This is a genomic window from uncultured Flavobacterium sp. (genome assembly GCF_963975005.1).
Taxonomy (GTDB): domain Bacteria; phylum Bacteroidota; class Bacteroidia; order Flavobacteriales; family Flavobacteriaceae; genus Flavobacterium.
Genome location: NZ_CAXBFR010000037.1, coordinates 1 through 24,162 on the forward strand (window position 1 = coordinate 1; position 24,162 = coordinate 24,162).

The window sequence follows — 24,162 nt, forward strand, 5'->3', positions numbered from 1 at the left end:
ATTTAATGGGATTGATTAGACAAGATCCTTCCAACTTACTAAAAGACAAAATACTTATTAAAACCGTTTTCTTATTATTTTATAAGATTACGGTTTTTTTGTGGTCTTCAAAATCTTTTTTTTGAATATAAATACCAAATAATCATATCTTTGCAAAAATTCAAAAAACAATGGCAGTAGAGAGAAAATTATTCCTCAAAGCATTAAAATTTACAGGAATATTAATAGTTAGTATTTTAGGAATATTAATTATTGTACCAATTATTTTTGCTGATACAATTACCGAAAAAGTCAAACTATTTGCTAATGAAAATTTAGAAGGCGAATTGAATTTTAAGGATTCTAACTTATCCTTCTTTAACCATTTCCCATCTTTAACCTTGACTTTAGAAGAGTTTTCTTTGAATGGCTCTGCTCCTTTTGAAAAACAATCTTTGATCACAGCTAAAGAAATTGGTTTTGGTATAGATATTCCAAGCATGCTTTTTGGAAGTGAAGCTCAAATTGACAAAGTTTTTATTAACAATGCCAAGATTAACGTTCAAGTAAATAAAAAAGGAGAAGCTAATTACAACATTTATAAATCAAGTGAAACAGCTGTTACTAATGATAGTTCGGCTTCTTTAAATTTAAAAAATATTCAAATTGTAAATAGCGAACTTATATACAATGATGCTTCTACAAAAATACTGATTGAGGCTAAAGGCTTTAACTACATAGGAAAAGGAAATCTTTTAGATGTAAATTTTAGCTTAACAACTTCAGCAAGTATTGCTGATTTTAATTTTACTTATGATAAGAATCAATATTTAAAAAACAAAGCTGTAAAAGCCAATTTAATCACCAAAATAAATACCAATTCCTTAGCTTTTGTGTTTGAAAAAAATGATTTAATCATTAACAAATTACCTGTTGAATTTAAAGGCTTTTTTAATTTCCTGTCCAATGGTTATGACATGGATTTTAACCTGAAAACCGAAAACAGTAATTTGGAAGATTTGTTTACTGCTTTGCCAGCAGAATATATTTCATGGAAAAGCCAAACCATAATGAAAGGAACCACTTCTGCCTCATTTTCTTTAAAAGGAAAATACATTGCCGCTAAAAATATAAACCCAGAAGTTCGTTTTAAAATCAACGTTAGAGATGGCTATGTAAAGAATGGAAAAGCTGCTTTTCCTGTTGAAAACATTTATTTGAATTTAGACACAAAACTTCCAAATCTTGATATGAATCAATTATCAATTCAGCTGGATTCATTGTATTTTGATATCAATAAAAGTAAATTAAGTGCTATTTTAAAATCTGACGGCTTTGGTAAAAAAATTAAAATTGACACCAAAATAAAATCAAAAATAGATTTAAAAACACTTTCTGACGCACTACAAATTCCAGATATAGAATTGACCGGAAATTTAGATACAGATATTATTTCAAAAGGAATTTATGATGTTGAAGAGAAAAAATTTCCAATTACAAAAGGGTATTTTAATCTGAACAATGGTTCTATAAAAACAACTTATTATTCAAAACCTATTGAAAAAATAAGTTTTAAAGCCGATTTAAATTGTCCAACTTCTGATTTCAAAGATGCCAATTTAAAAATTTTACTAGCAACTTTTACTTGCGAAAATGAAAATTTTACGCTGAATGCTTCCTTTAAAGATTTTTCAGATTTGAATTATAATGTGCAAGCCAAAGGAATTATCAACCTTACTGCTATTTATAAAGTTTTTGCTCAAAAAGGATTGGATTTGAACGGAATTATAAAAGCTGATGTTTCATTAATTGGAAAACAAAGTGATGCTTCTAATGGAAAATATCAAAACTTAAAAAACAGCGGAACACTTGATTTAACTAATATTCAAACTACAAGTGATTTTCTTCCAAAACCATTTTTAATAGAAAAAGGCCTTTTTACGTTCAACCAAGAAAAAATGAATTTCTCAAATTTTAGAGGAAAATATGGAGCGTCTGACATTACAATGAATGGTTATGTTTTGAATGTGATTAATTTTTATTTATCGGATAAAGAAACTTTAAAAGGAAACTTTACCTTACATTCAAATTACTTGAACATCAATGAATTTATGCCAACTGAAACCACAAAATCAGAAGAAAATCCAACTTCTACTTCAGTTTCTGGAGTGATTGAAATTCCTGCTAATTTGGATGTAATAATAAAAACTTTAGCCAAAAAAGTTACCTACGATGATTTAGCCATAGAAAATTTAGGTGGAATTATTCAAATACAAAATGGAGTTGCTTCTCTAAAAAATGGTACTTTAGGAATAATTGGTGCAACAGCAAACATAAATGGAACATATAAAAATGAAGGCACCGAAAAAGCCTATTTTGATTACAACATTAAAGCCAATGATTTTGATGTAAAACGAGCTTACAATGAAATAAAATTATTCAAAGAAATTGTATCAGCTGCCGAAAATGCAGAAGGAATAGTTTCGTTAGATTACGCAATAAAAGGAGTTTTAAACAACCAAATGGAACCAGTAGCACCTTCTCTTGAAGGAAAAGGAACGCTTTCCGTGAAACAAGTTAAAATGAAAGGTTTCAAATTACTAAATACGGTTGCTTTAAGAACAGAAAATCCAGATATCAAAGATCCTGACATTACTAAAGTAGATATCAAATCAACCATCAAAAATAATTTATTGACGATTGAACGCTTTAAATTTAAAGTTTCCGGATTTCGTTTGCGTTTTGAAGGGGAAAGCAGTTTAGATGGAAAGTTAAATTTAAAAATGCGTGTTGGTCTTCCTCCACTAGGAATAATTGGAATTCCAATTAAAGTAACCGGAAATCAAGAAAACCCACAAATCAATATTGGTAAAAAATCGGAAGATTTAGAAGAAACCATTTATGAAGATGGCGTTACTCCTATCAATGCACCTGTTCAAAATGATAGTATTCCAAAACCTATTGTTCCTATTGAGAAAGTAGAGTAAATAGTATTCAGTCGAATTCTAAAGTAAAAAATCGACTGAATATTATAATTAATAACTCAACAACTCTTCAATCTTAACTTTCACTTTATCCACATTTGGAATCATAGTAAATTCTAAAGTACTATTTAAAGGAATTGCTGGCATATTTTCTGAACCAATAACCATAACTGGTGCATCTAAATTCTTGAAACATTTTTCTTGAATCAAACCTGCTAAACTTCTTGCAAATGAATTATTAGTTGGTTCTTCTGTGACAACTAAACATTTTTTGGTTTTTCTTACTGATTTTAAAATCGCTTCTTCATCCAAAGGATATAAAGTACGTAAATCGATGATTTCAACTTGGTTTTTAATATCAGCTGAAGCATTCAAAGCCCAATGAACTCCCATTCCATATGTGATAATTGAAATAGTTTCTGTGGTTTCTTGTTCCCAAACTTCCTGAACGATATTGGCTTTTCCAAAAGGCAAGATATAATCTTCACTTGGCTCGTTGACTCTTGCTGCATCAGTACCTTTGACTTTACTCCAATACAAACCTTTATGTTCTAAAAAAACAACCGGATTTGGATCGTAATAAGCGGCTTTCAACAAACCTTTTAAATCGGCACCATTACTTGGGTAAGCAATTTTGATTCCTCTAATATTCGTTAAAACACTTTCTACAGATGATGAATGATAAGGTCCACCACTTCCGTAGGCTCCAATTGGAACACGAAGAATCATACTTACTGGCCATTTTCCATTCGATAAATAACACGAACGACTAACTTCAGTAAATAATTGGTTTAAACCAGGCCAAATATAATCGGCAAACTGAACCTCAACAATAGGTTTTAAACCAACAGCTGACATTCCCACAGTTGAACCTACAATAAATGCTTCTTGGATTGGTGTGTTGAAAACCCTTTCATCTCCGAATTTTTGAGCTAATGTTGCTGCTTCTCTAAAAACGCCACCTAATCGTCCACCAACATCTTGTCCGTATAATAAACTTTCAGGATGTTTTTTCATGATTTCTTCGACTGCAAACAAGGCACAATCGACCATTACAACTTTTTCTTCACGTTCAGGATTTCGTTCTCCAACTTCTTCTGTTATTGGTGTTGGAGCAAAATCATGTGTAAATAAATCTTCAGGTTTTGGGTCTTCTGCTTGTTGCGCTTTTTCGAAATCAGACTGAACTTTAGTTTTTGCTTCTTGTTCTATTTCAGAAATTTGTATATCCGAAAATCCATTATCTTTTAATTGTTGAATTAAAACAGGATAAGGATCACGAGATTGAGCTTCTTCTAAGTCGTCACGATACCATTCCATACGAACACCAGAAGTATGGTGATTCAATAACGGAACTTTAGCGTGAACTAAAAACGGTCTTCTTTCTATACGAATGGTTTCAATTACTTTTTCTAATGCTTCATAACTTTCGGTAAAATTGGCTCCATCAATTGAAATAGCTTCAATTCCGTGAAAACCTTTGGCATATTCAAACGCATTTTGAGCACGAGTTTCGGCTGCATTAGCTGAAATATCCCAACCGTTATCTTGTACCAAATATAAAATTGGCAATTGTTTTAAAGCTGCCATTTGTAAAGCTTCAGCAATTTCCCCTTCGGTAACAGAAGCGTCACCTAATGAACAAACTACTAAAGGTTTATCTTTAATATCTTCGGCAATATTTGTTCTTTCTTTATACCAAAAACCCATTGCTGCTCCAGTGGCTGGTATCGCTTGCATTCCAGTTGCAGAAGATTGATGTGGAATTTTTGGTTTATCAGCATCATTCAAACTTGGATGACAATAATACGTTCGACCACCAGAAAATGGATCGTCTTTTTTGGCCATTAACTGTAACATCAAATCATAAGGTTGCATTCCAATTCCTAACAACATAGCGTCATCACGATAATATGGAAACGCATAATCTTGTGGCAATAATTGCATCGCTAAGGCAATCTGAATCGCTTCATGACCACGAGAAGTTGCATGAACGTATTTGGAAACTATTTTGAAATTTTCTTCATACAAATCAGTCATGGCTTTTGCGGTTGCCATAGTTGAAAATGCTTTTTTTAATATGTTTTTGTTTACCATTTTAATAATGTAATCTGTTTTTTTAGAACACAGATTTGAGAAATTAGAGAAATTTTTAAAATCTGTTAGATTTCTTTAATCTGTGTTCCTAAACTATTTATTTTGCTTCTACAATCCAGCCGAATTTATCTTCTTCTTTTTGAACTTTTATAGCATTCAAAGTATCATTTATCATATTAGAAACTGGATTTTTATCTGGTAATCTTAAAGTGAAGTCTTCATTTCCAATTTCTTCTACCATTGCGATTCCAACTGCAGTTCCTGCTCCGAAAGCTTCTTCTAAAGTTCCGTTTGCTGATGCTTCTTTGATTTCAGATAATTTGATTGGTCTTTCTGTAACTTCAAAACCTTTATCTTTTAATAAAGAAATTACGCTCATTCTTGTTATTCCAGCTAAAATTGAACCTGTTAAGTTTGGAGTTATAAATTTCCCATCAATTTTGAAGAAAATATTCATAGTTCCAACTTCTTGAATATATTCAAAATCTTGTGCATCTAACCACAACACTTGATCGTATCCTTTTGCTTTTGCTAATTCTGTTGGACGAATCGCTGCAGCATAATTTCCTGCTGCTTTTGCTTCTCCTGTTCCACCATTTACAGCACGAACGTATTTTTTTTCAGCGTATAATTTAATTTTCTTACTGAAAAATGGTCCAGCTGGTGAACCCATTATTATAAATTTAAAACTTGTTGCTGCGCGCATTCCAATAAAAGGTTCATCAGCATACATAAAAGGTCTTAAATATAAGGCACTTCCTTCTTTTGTTGGAATCCAATCTTTTTCAACTGCTGTGAATTGTTTTAATGCTTCCACAAACAAATCTTCTGGAAATTGAGGCATTCCCATTCTGTCAGCACTAAAGTTTAAACGTTTAGCATTTTCATCTGGACGAAATAATAAAGGTGTTCCGTCTTGTCCTTTTGTAGCTTTCATTCCTTCAAAAATAGCTTGTCCATAATGCAAAGCCATTGCTGCTGGATGTGTAGGTATTAATGCTAATGGTTCTATTCTTGGGTTTTGCCATGCACCATTTTCGTAATCACAAATAAACATGTGATCCGAAAAATTGAAACCCATTGTAATGTTATCAAAATCAATTTGACTAACTTTTGATTGCGTAGTTTTTGTAACTTTTATGTTGTAAGACATTTTAGTTTATATTTTATATTGTTGTATTTGTATCAAATTGTTCTAAATAATCTCCGACTTTTCTCAAAAATGATCCTCCTAAAAATCCATCAACTACTCTATGGTCGAAAGATAGAGATAGATACATCATGCTTCTAATTGCGATTTCATCACCTTTTTCTCTTGTGATAACCTCTGGACGTTTTTTGATGATTCCTAATGCTAAAATGGCTACTTCAGGTTGATTGATAATTGGTGTTCCCATTAAACTTCCAAAAGTTCCCACGTTTGAAATTGTGAAAGTACTTCCTTGTGTTTGTTCTGGTTTTAGTTTGTTATTTCTTGCGCTTTCTGCTAAATTATTTACTTCTTTTGCAATCTCAATAACATTTTTTTCATTAGCATTTTTCACTACAGAAACAATTAAATTTCCTGATGGTAATGCGGTTGCCATTCCAATATTAATATCTTTATGTACGATGATATTTTTTTCATCTACAGAAACATTGATTAAAGGAAAATCTTCAATTGCTTTTGAAACGGCTTCAATGAAAATTGGTGTAAATGTCAATTTCTCGTTATGCTTTTCTAGAAACTTATTTTTATTAGCATTTCTCCAATCCACCAAATTCGTAACATCAACTTCTATGTAGGAAGTCACGTGAGGAGAAGTTTGTTTAGAATAGACCATGTGATCCGCAATCATTTTACGCATTCTGTCCATTTCAACAATACTATCTTTCCCTTCAACGTAATTAATTTTAGGCTTTGGATAAGATGAAGTTGGTTGTTGACTTTTTATTGCTGGAATTGACTTTAATGAATATTTACGATTCTTCAAGTAATTGAATACATCACTTTTCTGAATTCTACCATCTGTTCCTGAACCTGGAATGCTTTGAACTTCTTCTAAAGAAAGATTTTCTTTTTGAGCAATACTTACAATCAAAGGAGAAAGAAAGGCATCAGGATTGCTTTTTAGTTGCTTAAACTCAGTATTTGATTGCTTTGCAACTTCTGGTTGAGTTTCAACTTTAGTATTCGTAACTTCTTGTTTCTCAGTTTTAGGATTTTGCTTTCCATCAGCATTAATCAAAGCTAAAACTGTTCCAACTGCAACTACATCGTCTTTCTGAAAACGAATTTCGGTAATTGTTCCTGAAACTGGTGAAGGCACTTCGCTATCTACTTTATCGGTTGCGACTTCTAAAATCGTTTCTTCTGCATCCACAAAATCTCCTACGTTTTTCAACCAAGAAATTATCGTTGCTTCGGATATGCTTTCACCCATTTTGGGCATTTTGAATTCTATTGTCATTTTTTTAGTTGTAAGTTGTAAGTTGTAAGTTGTAAGTCACTGACTATTCACTCTTCACTTATTACTAATTACTTATTTTTAAATTCTTCTAATGTTTTATAAAACGCTTCTTGTGTTGGACGATTGACTGGAATTTCTCTTAACGGCTCAACTGCTTTTAAACTTTCATAACATTCTGATGGAAGTTTTTGATACAGTGCTGTTCCTTTTGTTTTCCATGCAATCATTTCGTCTGAAACATCTTTTATAATTGTGGCTGGATTTCCAACTACGATTTTTCTATTTGGAATTTGCATTCCTGCTTTTACGAAAGCTAATGCTCCAATGATACATTCATCTCCAACATTTACATCATCCATAATTACAGCGTTCATTCCGACCATAGAATTAGCCCCAATATTGGCTCCGTGAATAATTGCTCCGTGACCAATATGTGCTCCAGCTTTTAAAACCATTGATTTTCCTGGAAACATATGAATCGTACAATTTTCTTGAACATTGCAACCGTCTTCAATTATGATTTCGCCCCAATCTCCACGAATGGCTGCACCTGTACCAACGTATACGTTTTTTCCAATAATGACATTACCCGTAACAGCTGCTTGCGGATGAATAAAACTACTTTCGTGTATTACTGGGATGAACCCTTTGAATTCGTATATCATTTTTTTTTTTTAGAAGAAAGAGGCAAGAACAAAGAAGAAAGATATGTTCATTAAATATTCATCTTTTTTCTTGCTTCTTGCTTCTATTCTCTTACTTAAATTTCTTCAACGTTTCTTTTGTGAAATCAGATAAAACTAATCTTCCACTTATGGCGGCTCTTTCTGCTAAAAGGTTATCCCAATCTTCTGTTCCTCTCCAAAATACTTTTTTCATTTCTTGCATAGCTTCTGGATTGTAAGTGCATAAATGTTCAGCAAATTTTTGAGTTTCTGAATCTAATTCTTCAATACTTTCATATACATTTGCGAATAATCCTTTTTCTTTTGCCCAATTTGCTTCGTAAAAAGTGTTGGCATCAATGGCTATTTGTGACATAGCTGAAACACCCATTTTTCTTTCGATGGCTGGTGCCACTACAAATGGTCCGATTCCTACATTTAATTCTGATAATTTAATGGCTGCGAATTTTGTTGCCATGCAATAATCGGTTGCTGCTGCTATTCCAACTCCACCACCAACGGTTTTTCCTTGTACTCTTCCGATGATGAATTTTGGACATTTACGCATCGCATTGATTACGTTGGCAAATCCTGAGAAAAATACTTTTCCGGTAGCTGCATCGTTTATAGAAATTAGTTCTTGAAAACTTGCTCCTGCACAAAAAGTTCTGTCTCCACCACTTTTTAGGATGATGACTTTTACTTCGTTGTTGTTTCCAATTTCTGTAATAGTATTGGCTAATTTGGCTAATATATCGCTTGGTAATGAGTTGTGTTCTGGATGAAAGAACTCGATTGTGGCGATGTTGTTTTTTATTTCGTGTTTTACGTATGCTTGTGACATGTTTTTATTTTTTGAACGCTGATGACGCAGATTATACTGATTATCGCGGATTTTCTTTTTTACTGTAAATTCTAGCCCTGATAGTAGCGGCATCCTTTTTCTTTTTTCTTTAAAAAAGGAAAAGATATAGCGGATAGCAGGATTAGCTTCAAATTATACTAAATCAAATCGAATTGTTCGAAATGATGATTCAAATGTTTTCTTTCTAATAAATACGATGCATACTTGTTCATATCTCCGAAGACCATATTCTTTACTTTTGCTTCTGGATTTTCTTTGAAATAGGTTTTATACGCTTGTCTTGCTTCGAAAAACTTGGCTTTTGCTATTTCAAAATCGGGATGAACTAATACTTCTACTTCTCCTTTTTTCATGGTTGGAAAAGAAGTTCCCATTGGAAATTTATCGTAATTATATAATGAATTGTGTACTTTATCTAGAATTTTATCAGGAGTTGCAATTTGAAAATCTTGAAATTCTCCAGACATGATTCTGTAACCGTGTTCTAAATGTTCCAACAAATGTTGAGGCGTTAAAATTCCCCATTTTGGTTTAGTATTTTCAGTCAGTTTGTTGATACTTTCTTCAATTTTTTCATCGGTCATTTCAACAAAAACTTCTTGTTTTTTCTGAACCATTGTTAGAATTGTTGCAACAGCTACTAATTCGTCTTCGGCATCAAAAACCTCAACAAACCATTTTACAATGCCGCTTGGGTGTTCTGATGAAGCGACATCTCTATCTACTTTTTGTTTACACGTTAAACGCACATAAACGGTGTCGTTGTGGTATAATGGACGTAAAAAACGACAATCTTCTAATCCATAATTTGCGGCAACTGGTCCTTTGTTTGGATAAACGAATAAACCTGCTGCTGCCGAAATAATGAAATAACCGTGAGCCGTTCTTTTTTCAAAAATACTTCCGTCAAGTGATGTGATATCTGTGTGAGCGTAGAAATGATCCCAAGTTAAATTGGCAAAATTGATGATATCTGTATCCGTGAAAGTACGTTTGTGTGTTTTTAACGACATTCCAGGTTGAATATCTTCCCAATGGTATTTAAAAGGATGTTCTAGTGCTTCTTTATATTTGGAGTTGGCTTGATAAATGCCTGTGATTTCAGTAATTGTTGTTGGTGAACCTTGAATGGCACAACGTTGCATGTAATGTTTTATGCCTCGAACTCCACCCATTTCTTCTCCACCACCAGCTCGACCTGGGCCACCGTGAACCAACATAGGTAATGGTGAACCGTGACCTGTGCTTTGTTTTGCCATTTCGCGATTTCCGACTAAAATTCGACCGTGATGGGATGCTGCTCCGATTACATAATCTCTTGCAATAGCATCATCATAAGTAAAAATTGAAGAAACTAATGAACCTTTACCCATTTGCGATAAAGTGATGGCATCTTCTAAGTTTTTATAAGGCATAATCGTTGAAACTGGTCCGAAAGCTTCAATTTCGTGACAAGCAGTGTTTATAAACGGATTGTTTTCTCGCATTAAAATCGGTTTCAAGAACGAACCTTTTTTAGCATCTGCTCCGATGGTTTGCACCTCATCAAAGTTTCCGTAAACCATTTGAGCTGTTTGAGCGATTTTGTTTACTTGGGTTTTTACACTTTCGACTTGGGTTTTGTTTACCAAAGCTCCCATTCGAACTTCTTTTAATCTTGGATCACCGATTGTGACTTTATCTAATTGTGATGCCAATGCTTTTTGAACATCATCTATTAATTCTTCTGGTACAATTATTCTTCGAATTGCTGTACATTTTTGTCCGACTTTTACGGTCATTTCGTTTTTGACTTCTCTTACGAATAAATCAAATTCTGGTGTTCCTGGAACGGCATCTTTTCCCAAAATAGAACAATTTAACGAATCGGCTTCCATTGTGAATGGTACAGATTCTTCAATTAATCTTGGATGATTTTTTAGTAATCTTCCTGTTTGAGCTGAACCTGTAAATGTTACAACATCTTGCGAATTGACAGTGTCTAAAATCGATTTTGTCATTCCGGTTAACAATTGTAATGCTCCTTCTGGTAAAATTTTTGATGCGATAATTTCTCTAACAACTGCTTCTGTTAAAAAAGAAGTTTGTGGTGCTGGCAAAACTACTGCTGGCATTCCTGCCATCCAATTCACAGCACATTTTTCTAACATTCCCCAAATTGGGAAGTTGAATGCGTTGATATGAACCGCAACTCCGTGTTTTGGAACCAAAATATGATGTGCCATAAAACGACCACCTTTTGATAAATCAATGGCATCACCTTCTACATGAAACGGTTGGTTTGGGAATAATTTTCGCAACGATGCATTGGCAAAAAGATTTCCAAATCCACCTTCAATGTCAATCCAACTGTCGATTCTTGTTGCTCCTGTTCGGTAACTTAATTCGTAAAAAGCTTCTTTCTTTTTGGTAAGATACAAGGCTAATGATTTGATCATATTTCCTCTTTCTTGGAACGTCATTTTGCGTAGTTTTTCACCACCTTTTGTTCTTCCGTATTCTAAAACGCTAGGAATATCTAATCCATCGGTAGTAGTAAATCCGATTATTTCTCCGGTAATGGCATCGAACATTGGTGTTCCTTCTCCTTGTCCTTCCACCCAACTTCCGTTTATGTAGTTTTGTAGTTTCATTTATGCTGAATTTAGTTCAGTATCATGTTTATTTAACCGCAAAGCTCGCAAAGGTTTTTCGCAAGGTTCGCTAAGTTTTATTTTTATACTCTTTCAATAATTGCTGCGTAACCTTGTCCAACTCCTATGCACATGGTGATTAATGCGTATCTTTTTTGAGTTAGTTGTAATTCTAAAGCTGCTGAATAGGCAATTCTTGCTCCAGTTACTCCTAATGGATGTCCGATTGCGATTGAACCACCGTTTGGATTTACTCTTGCGTCATCATCTTTTAATCCTAATTCGCGTAAGCAAGCTATACTTTGTGAAGCAAAGGCTTCGTTTAATTCTATGATGTCGATTTGGTCTAAAGTTAAGTTGGCTTTTGATAAAGCTTTTTTAGTTGCTTCTACAGGTCCAATTCCCATTATTCTTGGTTCTACTCCAACTACTGCTGAACTTACTATTCTAGCAATTGGTTTTAGATTGTATTTTTTTACAGCTTCTGCTGATGCGATAATTGTTGCTGCTGCTCCATCATTTAAACCAGATGAATTTCCTGCTGTTACGCTACCTTCTTTTTTAAATGCTCCACGTAATTTTCCTAATACTTCAATTGAAGAATTTGGTTTGATGAATTCGTCTTTAGCAAAAACTATTGGATCACCTTTTCTTTGTGGAATTTCTACAGCTATAATTTCTTTAGCCAAACGACCTGAATTTTGTGCTGCAGTAGCTTTCATTTGACTGTTGAAAGCAAATCTATCTTGATCTTCTCTTGAAATTGAATATTTTTCTACTAAATTTTCGGCTGTTTCTCCCATTCCTTCTGTACCGAAAATAGCATCCATTTTTGGATTAACAAAACGCCATCCGAAACTTGAATCATACATTTTTGAATCTGTTCCATAAGCTGAAGATGGTTTTGAAACCACTAATGGTCCACGTGTCATATTTTCAACACCACCAGCGATAAAAACGTGTCCGTCACCTGCTTTTATAGCACGATTGGCGTGAATAATTGCCGATAAACCTGAACTACACAAACGATTTACGGTTTCTCCAGGAACTGTATATGGTAATCCTGCTAAAAGCAATGACATTCTCGCAACATTACGATTGTCTTCTCCAGCTTGATTGGCACAACCCATGATTACATCGTCATATGCTTCTTTTGGTATATTTGGATTATTTTCAACTACAGTTTTAATTACCAATGCACCCAAATCGTCAGGACGAACTGGTGCTAAACTTCCTTGATAACTTCCTATTGGAGTTCGAACTCCGTCTATTATGTATGCTTCCATTTTTTTATAATTTAACCCTATCAGGGTTTAAAACCCTGATAGGGTATACTTTATTTATTCTTCCCAATCTTTCTGAGTACGATAGACAACACCTTTAAAGAGTGCTACCAATTCGTCGCCTCTTTTTACTTCTATGATATTGAATCCTAATTTATTGTTTACTTTTTCTATAACAGATTCGGCTACTAAATAATCTCCTTCGTTTACTGCTTCAATGTGATTTATAGAGGTTTCTATGGAAACAGAAAATTTCCCGTGAGTGTTTGCTGCAAATCCGAAGGCTGTGTCGGCTAAAGAATATGTGATTCCTCCGTGCGCTTTTTGCATGCTGTTTAGCATTTCTGGACGAACTTTCATCGCTACTTTGCAACGACCAATTTCGCACTCAAGAATTTCAATACCAAGCCATTGGCTATAAGCATCTTGAGCAAGCATTTTATATGGTATTTTTGTTCCTTCCATTTTTTTGTTTTTAACCGTAAAGAGCGCAAGGTTTTACGCAAGGTTCGCTAAGTTTATTTTTAGAAAAAAGTTTTATTCTCTTTGTTCATTCGACGTAAAATTGGACTACATCTGTATCTATCTTCGTGGTATTCGTTGTATAATTCGTCTAGTTTTTCGACACACCAATTGATTCCGATTTCGTCTGCCCAAGCTAATAATCCTTTTGGATAATTTACTCCTTTGGTCATTGCGTTGTCGATATCTTTAGCGGAAGCGATGTTTAAAAATAAAGCATCTGCTGCTTCGTTAATTAACATTACTAAAACTCTATCGAATATTTGCTGTGCTTTTGCTTTATCTTCTGTTGGCTTTACAACTGCTGCATTTTCAGCATAATTATAAAATCCTCTTCCTGATTTTCTTCCTAGATATCCTGCTTCGACTAATCTTTTTTGGGTTAAAGATGGTTTGTATCTTGGGTCGAAATAAAAAGCTGTGAAAACCGTTTCGGTTACAACATAATTTACATCATGTCCGATAAAATCCATTAATTCAAATGCTCCCATTTTGAAACCACCAACTTCTTTTAAACTCCAATCGATGGTTGCCATATCTGCAAAACCTTCTTCTAGAATTCGTAAGCTTTCACTATAAAAAGGTCGAGCTACACGATTTACTATAAATCCTGGTGTGTCTTTGGCAACAGCAACTACTTTTTTCCAATCAGATACAGTTTGAACTGTTTTATTTAAAACTTCTTCACTAGTTTGAATCGCTGGTACAACTTCCACTAATTGCATTAATGGTGCTGGATTAAAAAAATGAATTCCAATGACGCGTTCTGGTTTTTGGCAAGAAGCTGCAATGGAAGTTATGGATAATGAGGATGTATTTGAAGCTAATATTGTGTTTTCTGAGACTAATGTTTCTAATTCCGAAAACACTTTTCGCTTGACTTCAAGGTTTTCGACTATGGCTTCAATTACTAAATCTGAGTCAGATAAATCATTTAATGTATTTACGTAAGATATGTTATTCTGAATTCGATTTTTCTCTGCTGCATCAATTTTTTGCTTTTCAATTAGTCTGTCTAAAACTTTTTCTAAACTAATTTTACTTTTGATTAAAGCTTCATTATTTAGGTCGAATAATTTAACTTGACAACCAGAAGTGGCAGCAACTTGTGCAATTCCGCTTCCCATTGTTCCACAACCTATAACTGATACTTTCATATTAGTTCCCATTAAATATTGGTTTTCTTTTCTCTACGAAAGCTGTTACACCTTCTTTATAATCGTTTGACGAACTTGCTTCTATTTGCAAATCACTTTCTAAGTGTAGTTGTTGTTCTAAGTTATTTGTCAACGATTGGTTTAATAATCTTTTAGTTAAACCTAAGGCTTTTGTTGGCATATTAGCTAAAGTTGTGGCCAATTTATTGACTTCTTCTTCAAAAGTTTCAGCTGAAAACACTTTGTAAATCATTCCTAAATCTAAAGCTTCTTGTGCTGAGACTTTATCGCCTAACATCATTAAAGCTGTTGCTTTTTGGAAACCAATTAATCTTGGTAAAAAGAAGGTTCCTGCACTATCTGGAACTAATCCGATTTTACTGAAGGCTTGAATGAAACTTGCGTTTTCAACTGCTAAAACAATATCACAAGCTAAAGCGATATTGGCTCCAGCTCCAGCAGCAACGCCATTTACAGCAGCAATTACTGGTTTCTCAATTGTTCTTATTTTTTGAATAATTGGATTGTAGTGTTCTTCTAATATTTTTCTGAATCCAGGATTTAATTCTGGATCCGTAACTTCTTTTAAATCTTGTCCAGCACAAAATGCTTTTCCGTTTCCGGAAATTACGATTGCTCTTACATTTGAATCGTTAGCACAATTATCAAGTTTTTCTTGCATAGACAATGCCATTTCGCGATTGAAACTATTGAATACATCTGGACGATTCAATGTTATAAATGCGGTTTTATTTTCAATTTTTAATTCTATTGAATTACTCATTTAATGTATATTTTTTTTTTGAACACGGATAACACAGATTTAAAGGATTATCACGGATTCTTTTTTATTTTAAACATTTGAAATAGTCGAATGGTTCTAAGCAGTCTTCGCATTGAAAAAATGCTTTGCAAGCTGTAGAGCCAAATTGGCTAACTAATTTTGTGTTTAATGAACCACATTGTGGACATTTCACTACTTTTTTATTTCCTAAAAGTGCTTCTTTATCCGCTGATTCTGATAATGGTGAAGCAATTCCATATTTTTCTAATGCTTTTCTTCCTTTTGGAGTAATCCAATCGGTTGTCCAAGCTGGTGACAATATCAATTCGACTTTGGCTTTATAGCCTTTGTCTTTGAAGGCTTTTATGATATCTTCTTCAATGACATCCATTGCTGGACAACCACTGTATGTTGGTGTAATTTGAACCTCAACAATCTCATTAACTATTTTTGCAGAACGAACAACACCCATTTCCATAATCGATAAGACTGGAATTTCAGGATCGGAAACTGTTTCGAGTATTTCGAAGAGTTTTTGGTTGATATGTTGTGTTGTTTCTGTCATAATTTAACCGCAAAGAGCGCAAAGGTTTACGCTAAGTTTGCAAAGTTTTTTTTGGAACACGGATGACACAGATTTGACTGATTTTCACGGATTCCTTATTTTTATATTAATTGAGATTCTGAAACAAGTTCAGAATGACAAATCAGATTTTTTACCAATTCATATTTGGATAAGCCAATTGCATGTATTGCATTTGAGCTAAAAGATATCCCATGTGTTCGCTGTGAATTCCTTGTTTACCTCCTTTTTGAAAGTATTTTATATCTGGAGTTTGAATTGTAGCTTCTTCAAGAATTTGGTTTACTTTTTTGTAAAACGATTCTTTTAACAAACTTGTATCTACACCAATTCCTTCTGAAATCATAGCTTTATCAGCGTCTGTTGTGTGGAATAATTCATCTGTGAATTCCCATAAATCATTGACAGCTGTTTGAACTTTGTTGTGACTTTCTTCAGTTCCGTCACCTAAACGTTTCATCCAATCTGATGAAAAACGAGTATGATATGAAACTTCTTTGATGCTTTTTTTAGCAATTGCAGCTAATGTTTCATCTTTACTGTTTTGTAATTCTGAAAGTAACAACAAATGATAAATGTCAAACAAAAATTGTCTTGTTATTGAATATGCGAAATCACCATTAGGTTGCTCTACTAAAAGTACATTTTTGTAATCTCTTTCTTTACGTAAAAAAGCGATAGTGTCTTCTGTTACATGTTCTCCTTGCAATTTTGCAGCATATTGATAATAACTTCTTACTTGACCGAATAAATCAAGAGAAATATTAGTCATAGCAATATCTGTTTCTAAACTCGGTCCATGTCCGCAAAGTTCTCCCAAACGTTGTCCTAAAATCAACGCATTATCTGCAATTCCGTAAATATATTGAACTAAATTATCCTTCATCTTACATGTGTTTTAGTTCGTCAGGCAATTCATAAAAAGTTGGATGACGATAAATTTTATCTGAAGCTGGTTCAAAAAATTCTGCATTATCATCAGGATTTGATGCTGTGATTTCAGTAGATGGAACAACCCAAATACTTACACCTTCCATACGTCTTGTGTAAACATCACGTGCGTTTTCTAAAGCCATTGTTGCATCACTTGCATGAAGCGAACCACAATGACGATGTTCTAATCCGTTTTTACTTCTTATAAATACTTCCCAAAGAGGCCAGTTTTTCATAGTGTTCAGTTTTTAGTGTTCAGTGCCCAGTTTTTTAGTGTTCAGTTTTACACTGCCTACTATTTACTGACCACTGAATACTATTTTATATTGCTTGTTTTACTATTTTATTTTCTTGTTTTTCTGCGTAAGCCATAGCTGCATCGCGAACCCATTTTCCGTTTTCCCATGCATTTACTCTAGCAGAAATACGTTCTTTATTACAGGGTCCGTGACCTTTGACTACTTGCCAGAATTCATCCCAATTCATTTCTCCGAAATCATAAGATTGCTTTTCTTCGTTCCATTTTAAATCTGGATCTGGAATGGTTAAACCAATCATATCAGCTTGTGGAACCGTTTGATCTATGAATTGCTGACGTAAATCGTCGTTACTTTTTCTTTTTAATTTCCATTTCATAGACTGATCTGTATGAACAGATTCAGCATCTAAGGGTCCAAGCATCATTAAAGAAGGCCACCACCAACGGTTTAAAGCGTCTTGAGCCATTTCTTTTTGCTCAGGTGTTCCTTCTGCTAAAGTCATCATGATTTGAAAACCTTGTCTTTGGTGAAAACTTTCTTCCTTACAAACACGAACCATTGCTCTTGCGTAAGGTCCAAATGAAGTTGAACATAAAGGTACTTGATTAATAATAGCTGCACCATCAACCAACCATCCAATAGCTCCCATATCTGCCCAAGTTAATGTTGGATAATTAAAAATACTTGAATATTTTGCTTTTCCTGAATGCAATTGTTCATAAAGTTCTTCGCGAGAAATTCCAAGTGTTTCTGTGGCAGAATAAAGGTATAAACCATGACCTGCTTCATCTTGAATTTTAGCTAATAAAGCTACTTTTCTTTTTAAAGATGGCGCACGAGTTATCCAATTCCCTTCTGGCAACATTCCGACTATTTCAGAATGTGCGTGTTGAGACATTTGGCGAATGTGCGTTTGACGGTATTTCTCCGGCATCCAATCTTTTGGTTCGATTTTTTCGTCGCGTACTATTTTTGCATCGAAAATTTCTTCTAGGTTTTTTACTTCTTTTTCTGACATAATTCTTAGTGATTAGCCGTTAGTAATTAGTGATTAGCTTTAAAACTTTCACTTTTATATTTTTTTTAAACTCCGAAATCTACAACAACTTTATCGGTTGTTGGCACAGCTTGACAGCTTAATACCAATCCGCGTGCTACTTCGTGTGCATCTAATGCATAGTTGACTTTCATTTCTACTTCTCCTTCTACCACCATACATTTGCAGGTGCTGCAAACTCCACCTTTACATGCGAAAGGCAAATCGGCTCCAGCGGCTAATGCACCATCTAGAATGTTATCGTAAGAATCCTCCATTATGAAATGGAATTCTTTTCCTCCATCAAGGATTGTTACATCGGTTCCATGGACCTTATTCTCTACTATTTTTTGAATCCTTTGTTTGTCCTCTTCTGAAATTCCTGATGTAAAGAGTTCATAATGTACTTTATCTTTATTTAATCCTGCAGCTACTAGTTCATCTCGAATTAGGAAAATCATTTCTTCTGGTCCGCAGATAAAACATTCGTCAACTGAAGGAATATCTATAATTTTACTAGTAAGTACTTCTAGTTTTTCTTTCGTAAATCTTCCGTTTAACCATTCTATATTCCTATGTTCTTTGGTTAGGAAGTAAAAGATTTCAAAGCGCCCTAAGTATCTGTTTTTCAGCTGTTCAATTTCTTCTTTAAAGATAATTGATTTTACACTCCTATTCAAATAAAATAGTTTAAATGTACTATTTGGTTCTAACGCTAAATGTGTTTTTATGATGGAAAGTATTGGTGTAATTCCACTTCCTGCAGCAAAGACAATATAATTTTTGGCATTATTTTGATTAGCCTCAACGTTAAAAACACCGCTTGGAGCCATGATTTCTAAAACATCTCCTTTTTTTAGGGTTTCGTTTACAAAGGTGGAGAATAAACCACCATTTATTTTTTTAACGGCAACTTGCCATTTATTTTCAACTGGACTTGAACATAAAGAGTATGAACGACGTACATCTTGTCCTTCAATCATTGTTTTCAATGTCAAATGTTGTCCTTGTTTGTATTGGAATTCAGAAACTAATTCGTCTGGAATTTGAAAAGTAACTACAGCACAATCTCTAGTTTCTTTGTAAATATCTTGGACTTCTATTTTGTGAAATTTTGCCATTTAATTATCTTAATATTAAAACTAACGATTGTTAGTCAACTATGCAAATTTAAGGAAAATATTATTACTTTACGAAAACGTTGTAAATTTTTAACTTTTGTTAATTCACAATTCCGTTAAGCAACACTTCTTTCATATTATTTTTTAGAGAAGCTTCTGTAAAACCTTTTTTCTTTCCGTACCAAAGATAAAGAGTTCGAAGTGTTGAAAGCATTGAGAATATAATAACTTCTGGATTTATATTTTTGATTTCTTTAGAAGCAATTCCAGATTTTATGATGTTTCTGAAATTTTCTTCGTAATCTTCACGCATTTTTATGAAATAAGTTAATTCTTCATCAGTTAAATGCATCCAGTCATTGTTTAGACAAGCTAAAGCTTCAGGATTTCTTATTGTGATGTCGATATGTAATTGTATTACTTTTTCTAATTTTTGTATTGTTGTACTTTTAGAAAGTACGATTTCGTTGATTGTGTTGGTAAATTCTTCGGCTATTTCAATTACAATTAAAACTAATATCTCTTGCTTAGATTTAATATGGTTGTATAAACTTGCTGCCTTTATATCCATTGCCTGAGCAATATCTCTCATGGTTACAGCGCTGTATCCTTTTTCTTTGAAAAGTTTTGCAGCACAATTTATAATTTCGGTTTTTCTGTCAATAGGTTTCATCCCTTCAAAAATAGTAAAATGAATTGATTGAAGTAACAAATGTTACAAAAGTATAATTTGTAAATTGTAATTTTGAATTCAAATATAAGTCCTTAAAGACTAAATAGATTAAGAAAAACAAATAAATTTAAAAAGAATAGCTATGGGATTATTAGACTTATTAGGTTTAGGTAATAAAACAAATGATGTTCAAGATTATGTTTCAAAAGGAGCCATAATTTTAGACGTTAGAACTCCAGAGGAATTTAAAGACGGACATATTAAAGGCTCGAAAAATATAGCTTTGCAAGTTTTGAATGGTAAAATTGCTGAAATTAAAAAATGGAACAAACCAGTAATTGCTTGTTGCCGTTCTGGAATGCGAAGTGGTCAAGCTACTTCAATTTTGAAACAAAACGGAATTGACTGCATTAATGGTGGTGGATGGACAAGTTTACAAAATAAATTATAACAAAAAAGGCTTCATTAATTTGAAGCCTTTTTTTATAGTTTTAATTCTAAATCTTTTTCTGATTTCACTTCAGTGCCATCATATTTTAAAGTCCAACCCATAGAGTTTGTCAGCACTAACATTTTTGACAATTCTGATAACAATCTGTTTTTTGCATTAGATTTTAGAGTTGATTGTTCAATTTTTTTAGCTAAACTTTCTCTAGCTAATTTGTTGATTTTATTATAATCTTCTCCTGTAAATTCGTTGAATGTTGAAGATTCTGTGTCGTAATATTTAAAATCTGGACTTATTTTAATTTCTTCTTTTGGAATATTGGTAATTGTTAAGATTTTATTTTCTGAATCAATATCATATTTCACTTGACTCAAATCAAATCCAACTGTAACATCTGCATTAATAACAACTAAGGCTTTTTTATCAAAAGATAGTCCTGGAATATAAGTTTTCTTTTTATCTTTATATGTCAAAACTTCTGCAAAATGACCTTCTGTAACAACTAATTTTCCAACGTTTTTGATTTGGGTTTGAATTAGATTTGTATCATACTCTATGGTAGAAGAATCACCACTTTTTGTAAAAAAGTTAAAAACCCAAAACAAGATAAATCCAAGGAATAACACAAAAATCCATTTTCTGACTTCTGTTAATTTTCCGAAGAATCCCATTTTTGATTGTTCTGTCATTTTAAAAAGTTATATGTGGTAATTTGAGTGCTAAAGTATTGATTTTTTGTTGAAGATTTTCCAAAAATTTTTGATGCCTTTCAGAATTTGGATTAAAAGATCTATGCAAAAGTGATTTCTGAATGGAATCAACTTCTACCATAACTTGTTGACTTTCGTCTGAAATATAGTTTTCTGAAAAACATTCCCAAATATAATCTATCGCTACTTGATTAGGATGCAACATATCTTCAGCATAAAAACGATAATCGCGAAGTTCATCCATCATGATTTCGTAACTCGGAAAATAGTTGTTGGTTGTTGGCTGTTGGTTGTTGGAATGTATTGCAGAAATAAGATGCGATTTACTTCTTTGATTTTCTATGAATCCGTCTTTTATATGCCGAACTGGTGAAACTGTGAAAATAAAATTACAACTTGGAGTAATTTTTTGGAGTAATGCAATTGTGTTTTGAATAGATTTCTCAATGGTTTCTATGGGAAGTAGTTCTTTTGAAAATTGTTTTTGTGGTACTTTTTGGCAATTGGCTACAATTTCTTTTGATTCTATATTTCTGTAAACCCAAGATGTTCCGTAGGTAATTATTATGTGTGTAGTTTGGATTAAAGAATTGAAAGATTGAAAGAGTAAAAGATTTAATTCTTTTAAAAATTCTTCTTTATTTGGGTTTGATAATTCGGAATGTACTTCATAGCAATGCCATAAATCGTTGTGAAAGAAGATGTCTTTTTCTGTGAATTCGATTTTGTTTACAATTCGATTCACTAATTTTTCAATAGAAACAGGATTGAATATAATTCCGAATGGATTGGTTGTATTTTGAAATTTAAAATAGTCAAACTTTTCACTCATATTTTCTGCAAAACACGAACCTAAAGCCATTATCTTACTCTCATAAGTTATTGGGTTTTGGAATTTTTCTATTGTAATTTTTGTGGTGAATTGCATTGGAAATATATAATTAAGACTCAAAAATACGAAATAAAAAAACCTTTCAATTCTATTATTGAAAGGTTTTTTTGATTATCCTCTATTTTCTCTCTTTTCTTTTCTCTCTTGTTTCTTTAATTCTTTTTCCTTCTTTTTTTCTTCAAGTTCTTTTTTAGTTGCCTCAATTTTTCCTTGAAATTCATTTATTAATAATTCTGAAACTTCAATTTTTTCTGAATATCTATCAATTTTATTTAGAGTCTTATCAATTCCTTTGTTCAACTTATCTTTTTGCTTTTGTAGCGCGTTATCAGACTCGTTATTAATAGCTTCTATTTTCAACAACTCATCACTTAAATGAAGTAATTTATCATCTAAATCCTTAATTTTATTTTCAAATTTTGTTTTTTTACTTTCTTCTTTAGATAATTTTTGCTCATCAGTTTCAATTCTTGTTTGCAACATTCGCATCATTTGCTGTTGCTGTTGCATCATTTGATTGCCCATTTGAGTATTGATTTGACTCATATTTGGAGGACTTGGAAATTTTTGCGCTAAAACAATTATTGGCATAAATAAAAACAAAAAGACTATAGATTTTGTATTCATGATTGTTAAGTTAATTTCTAGTTAAATGTATTTCGTATACTTCTACTCCATTAGATGTATTAACTGTTTGCTTTAACTTTAAATCATCTATTGTTACACTTAAAACCGTGAAAAAATCTGGAGGAATTATAGGATCGTAATTACTTATCATTAATTCTGTTCCATCTAAATACCAGATCCCTTCTTGGAAATCAATAATCTGACAATTGTAATCATATCCCACAAATTTCATTGTACTATCTACTAATAGTTCCTGATAATCTTTTAAAGTTGAACAATCATGTTGATAATTTTCAAAACTTCCACCATTAATTGACTCTTCTTTTACAAACCATTTGCCTATTAAATTTTGCTTATTTATCTCTAAATTTGTGCTAGAAGTATCAGAATCATCCTTAGAATTACAACTAGTAATTACGATTGCAATAAAAGCAAAAAGTATATGTTTTATTTTCATAATTAATCCTTATTTGATAAATTCTATTGCTTTTTCCAAAGCTTCTTTAATTCCAGCTATATTTTTTCCGCCAGCAGTTGCGAAGAATGGTTGTCCACCACCACCACCTTGGATATATTTTCCTAGTTCACGAACTACTTGTCCAGCATTTAAACCTTTTGCTTCTACTAATTCTTTTGAAATATAACAAGTTAACATTGGTTTATCATCCGTTGCAGTTGCTAAAACTAAAAATAAATTCGTTTCATTATTTCCTAATTCATAAGCTAAATCTTTTGCTCCATTTGCATCTAAATCAACTTGAGTGGCTAAAAATTTAACTCCATTTACTTCTTGAATTTGAGCGGCTAAATCTCCTTTTAAACCTTTAGCTTTTTCTTTTAGTAATTGCTCTACTTGTTTCTTCAACTTAGCATTTTCATCTTGTAAAGAAACTACTGCTTTGATTGTGTCTTGTGGATTTTTCAACGTTTCTTTGATTTCAGCTAAAATATTTTCTTGGTTTGTAAAATAAGTTCTTACACCATCACCCGTAATCGCTTCAATACGTCGAATTCCTGCTGCAACAGCACCTTCAGAAGTAATCTTGAAAGACCAAATGTTTGCTGTGTTTGAAACGTGAATTCCTCCACAAAGCTCCATCGAATCTCCAAATTTTATCGCACGGACATTATCACTATATTTTTCTCCAAATAAAGCCATTGCTCCTTCATCCAACGCTTGTTGGATTGGAATACTTCTTCTTTCGATTAATGGAAGTTGCTCTTGAATTCTTTGGTTTACAAAATCTTCCACTTGTTTAATTTCTTCTTCAGTCACTTTTGAAAAGTGTGAAAAGTCAAAACGCATATAATTTGGGTTAACCAACGAACCTTTTTGTTCTACATGAGTTCCTAAAATAGTTCTCAAAGCCAAATGCATCAAATGCGTAGCTGAGTGATTTTTAGAGGAAGCTGATCTTAAATCTGTATTTACATTAGCCACAAAACTAGCCGAAACATTT

23 protein-coding genes are annotated in these 24,162 nt (G+C 32.8%); 2 read left to right on the plus strand and 21 right to left on the minus strand.

Annotated features, from left to right (window positions below):
* Window positions 1–170 precede the first annotated feature (170 nt).
* Window positions 171–2,966 (plus strand): AsmA-like C-terminal region-containing protein, encoded by a 2,796-nt coding sequence (locus tag AACZ53_RS06255; protein WP_339835941.1) that lies wholly within the window; start codon window positions 171–173, stop codon window positions 2,964–2,966.
* A 48-nt stretch (window positions 2,967–3,014) separates the two neighbouring features.
* Here the strand turns inward: AACZ53_RS06255 and AACZ53_RS06260 are convergent, their stop codons facing one another.
* The 16 genes from AACZ53_RS06260 to AACZ53_RS06335 form a co-directional block, all read right to left on the minus strand.
* Window positions 3,015–5,060 (minus strand): thiamine pyrophosphate-dependent enzyme, encoded by a 2,046-nt coding sequence (locus AACZ53_RS06260; RefSeq protein WP_339835944.1) that lies wholly within the window; start codon window positions 5,058–5,060, stop codon window positions 3,015–3,017.
* A gap of 97 nt (window positions 5,061–5,157) precedes the next feature.
* Window positions 5,158–6,213, minus strand: coding sequence for a branched-chain amino acid aminotransferase (locus AACZ53_RS06265; protein ID WP_339835947.1), 1,056 nt, complete (start codon window positions 6,211–6,213; stop codon window positions 5,158–5,160).
* Window positions 6,214–6,226: 13 nt separating this feature from the next.
* A complete protein-coding gene (locus tag AACZ53_RS06270) occupies window positions 6,227–7,510 on the minus strand; it encodes a dihydrolipoamide acetyltransferase family protein (RefSeq protein WP_339835949.1) in 1,284 nt (427 codons plus the stop codon).
* A 68-nt stretch (window positions 7,511–7,578) separates the two neighbouring features.
* Window positions 7,579–8,175: a transferase hexapeptide repeat family protein gene (locus tag AACZ53_RS06275; RefSeq protein ID WP_339835951.1), complete on the minus strand. Its 597-nt coding sequence runs from the start codon at window positions 8,173–8,175 to the stop codon at window positions 7,579–7,581.
* Window positions 8,176–8,266: 91 nt separating this feature from the next.
* Window positions 8,267–9,019: an enoyl-CoA hydratase/isomerase family protein gene (locus AACZ53_RS06280; RefSeq protein ID WP_339836001.1), complete on the minus strand. Its 753-nt coding sequence runs from the start codon at window positions 9,017–9,019 to the stop codon at window positions 8,267–8,269.
* A 158-nt stretch (window positions 9,020–9,177) separates the two neighbouring features.
* Complete coding sequence (paaZ, locus tag AACZ53_RS06285) at window positions 9,178–11,673, minus strand: phenylacetic acid degradation bifunctional protein PaaZ (RefSeq protein WP_339835954.1); 2,496 nt, start codon at window positions 11,671–11,673, stop codon at window positions 9,178–9,180.
* A gap of 83 nt (window positions 11,674–11,756) precedes the next feature.
* Window positions 11,757–12,959, minus strand: a complete 1,203-nt coding sequence (gene pcaF / locus AACZ53_RS06290; protein WP_339835957.1) for a 3-oxoadipyl-CoA thiolase — start codon at window positions 12,957–12,959, stop codon at window positions 11,757–11,759.
* A 54-nt stretch (window positions 12,960–13,013) separates the two neighbouring features.
* Window positions 13,014–13,421: a hotdog fold thioesterase gene (locus AACZ53_RS06295; RefSeq protein ID WP_339835960.1), complete on the minus strand. Its 408-nt coding sequence runs from the start codon at window positions 13,419–13,421 to the stop codon at window positions 13,014–13,016.
* 59 nt (window positions 13,422–13,480) lie between these two features.
* On the minus strand, window positions 13,481–14,635 hold the full coding sequence (locus AACZ53_RS06300; RefSeq protein WP_339835963.1) for a 3-hydroxyacyl-CoA dehydrogenase NAD-binding domain-containing protein: 1,155 nt from the start codon (window positions 14,633–14,635) through the stop codon (window positions 13,481–13,483).
* Between the two features lies 1 nt (window position 14,636).
* Complete coding sequence (locus AACZ53_RS06305; protein ID WP_339835966.1) at window positions 14,637–15,419, minus strand: enoyl-CoA hydratase-related protein; 783 nt, start codon at window positions 15,417–15,419, stop codon at window positions 14,637–14,639.
* A 64-nt stretch (window positions 15,420–15,483) separates the two neighbouring features.
* Window positions 15,484–15,984 carry a 1,2-phenylacetyl-CoA epoxidase subunit PaaD gene (paaD, locus tag AACZ53_RS06310; RefSeq protein WP_339835968.1) on the minus strand — a complete coding sequence of 167 codons (501 nt, stop codon included), beginning with the start codon at window positions 15,982–15,984 and terminating at the stop codon, window positions 15,484–15,486.
* A 151-nt stretch (window positions 15,985–16,135) separates the two neighbouring features.
* The gene (paaC, locus tag AACZ53_RS06315; RefSeq protein ID WP_339835971.1) at window positions 16,136–16,888 is read right to left on the minus strand and encodes a 1,2-phenylacetyl-CoA epoxidase subunit PaaC; all 753 of its coding nucleotides are present in this window, start codon (window positions 16,886–16,888) and stop codon (window positions 16,136–16,138) included.
* Window position 16,889: 1 nt separating this feature from the next.
* Window positions 16,890–17,171 carry a 1,2-phenylacetyl-CoA epoxidase subunit PaaB gene (paaB, locus tag AACZ53_RS06320; RefSeq protein WP_211218989.1) on the minus strand — a complete coding sequence of 94 codons (282 nt, stop codon included), beginning with the start codon at window positions 17,169–17,171 and terminating at the stop codon, window positions 16,890–16,892.
* An 85-nt stretch (window positions 17,172–17,256) separates the two neighbouring features.
* Entirely contained in the window at window positions 17,257–18,213 is a 957-nt protein-coding gene (gene paaA, locus AACZ53_RS06325; protein ID WP_339835975.1) for a 1,2-phenylacetyl-CoA epoxidase subunit PaaA, read from the minus strand.
* 65 nt (window positions 18,214–18,278) lie between these two features.
* Window positions 18,279–19,352, minus strand: coding sequence for a 1,2-phenylacetyl-CoA epoxidase subunit PaaE (gene paaE / locus AACZ53_RS06330; RefSeq protein ID WP_339835978.1), 1,074 nt, complete (start codon window positions 19,350–19,352; stop codon window positions 18,279–18,281).
* Between the two features lie 100 nt (window positions 19,353–19,452).
* On the minus strand, window positions 19,453–20,025 hold the full coding sequence (locus tag AACZ53_RS06335; RefSeq protein ID WP_339835980.1) for a TetR/AcrR family transcriptional regulator: 573 nt from the start codon (window positions 20,023–20,025) through the stop codon (window positions 19,453–19,455).
* 142 nt (window positions 20,026–20,167) lie between these two features.
* On the opposite strand from AACZ53_RS06335, the gene AACZ53_RS06340 reads away from it, so the two are divergent.
* The gene (locus AACZ53_RS06340; protein WP_339835983.1) at window positions 20,168–20,476 is read left to right on the plus strand and encodes a rhodanese-like domain-containing protein; all 309 of its coding nucleotides are present in this window, start codon (window positions 20,168–20,170) and stop codon (window positions 20,474–20,476) included.
* Between the two features lie 32 nt (window positions 20,477–20,508).
* Here the strand turns inward: AACZ53_RS06340 and AACZ53_RS06345 are convergent, their stop codons facing one another.
* The 5 genes from AACZ53_RS06345 to AACZ53_RS06365 all read right to left on the minus strand — a co-directional run.
* The gene (locus AACZ53_RS06345) at window positions 20,509–21,162 is read right to left on the minus strand and encodes a DUF4230 domain-containing protein (RefSeq protein ID WP_339835985.1); all 654 of its coding nucleotides are present in this window, start codon (window positions 21,160–21,162) and stop codon (window positions 20,509–20,511) included.
* 1 nt (window position 21,163) lies between these two features.
* Complete coding sequence (locus tag AACZ53_RS06350) at window positions 21,164–22,111, minus strand: GSCFA domain-containing protein (protein ID WP_339835989.1); 948 nt, start codon at window positions 22,109–22,111, stop codon at window positions 21,164–21,166.
* A gap of 75 nt (window positions 22,112–22,186) precedes the next feature.
* Window positions 22,187–22,702: a hypothetical protein gene (locus tag AACZ53_RS06355; RefSeq protein WP_339835992.1), complete on the minus strand. Its 516-nt coding sequence runs from the start codon at window positions 22,700–22,702 to the stop codon at window positions 22,187–22,189.
* A gap of 10 nt (window positions 22,703–22,712) precedes the next feature.
* Window positions 22,713–23,159, minus strand: coding sequence for a hypothetical protein (locus tag AACZ53_RS06360; RefSeq protein ID WP_339835995.1), 447 nt, complete (start codon window positions 23,157–23,159; stop codon window positions 22,713–22,715).
* Between the two features lie 9 nt (window positions 23,160–23,168).
* Window positions 23,169–24,162 (minus strand): DHHA1 domain-containing protein (locus AACZ53_RS06365; protein WP_339835998.1); only part of this gene is annotated, 994 nt, incomplete at its 5' end.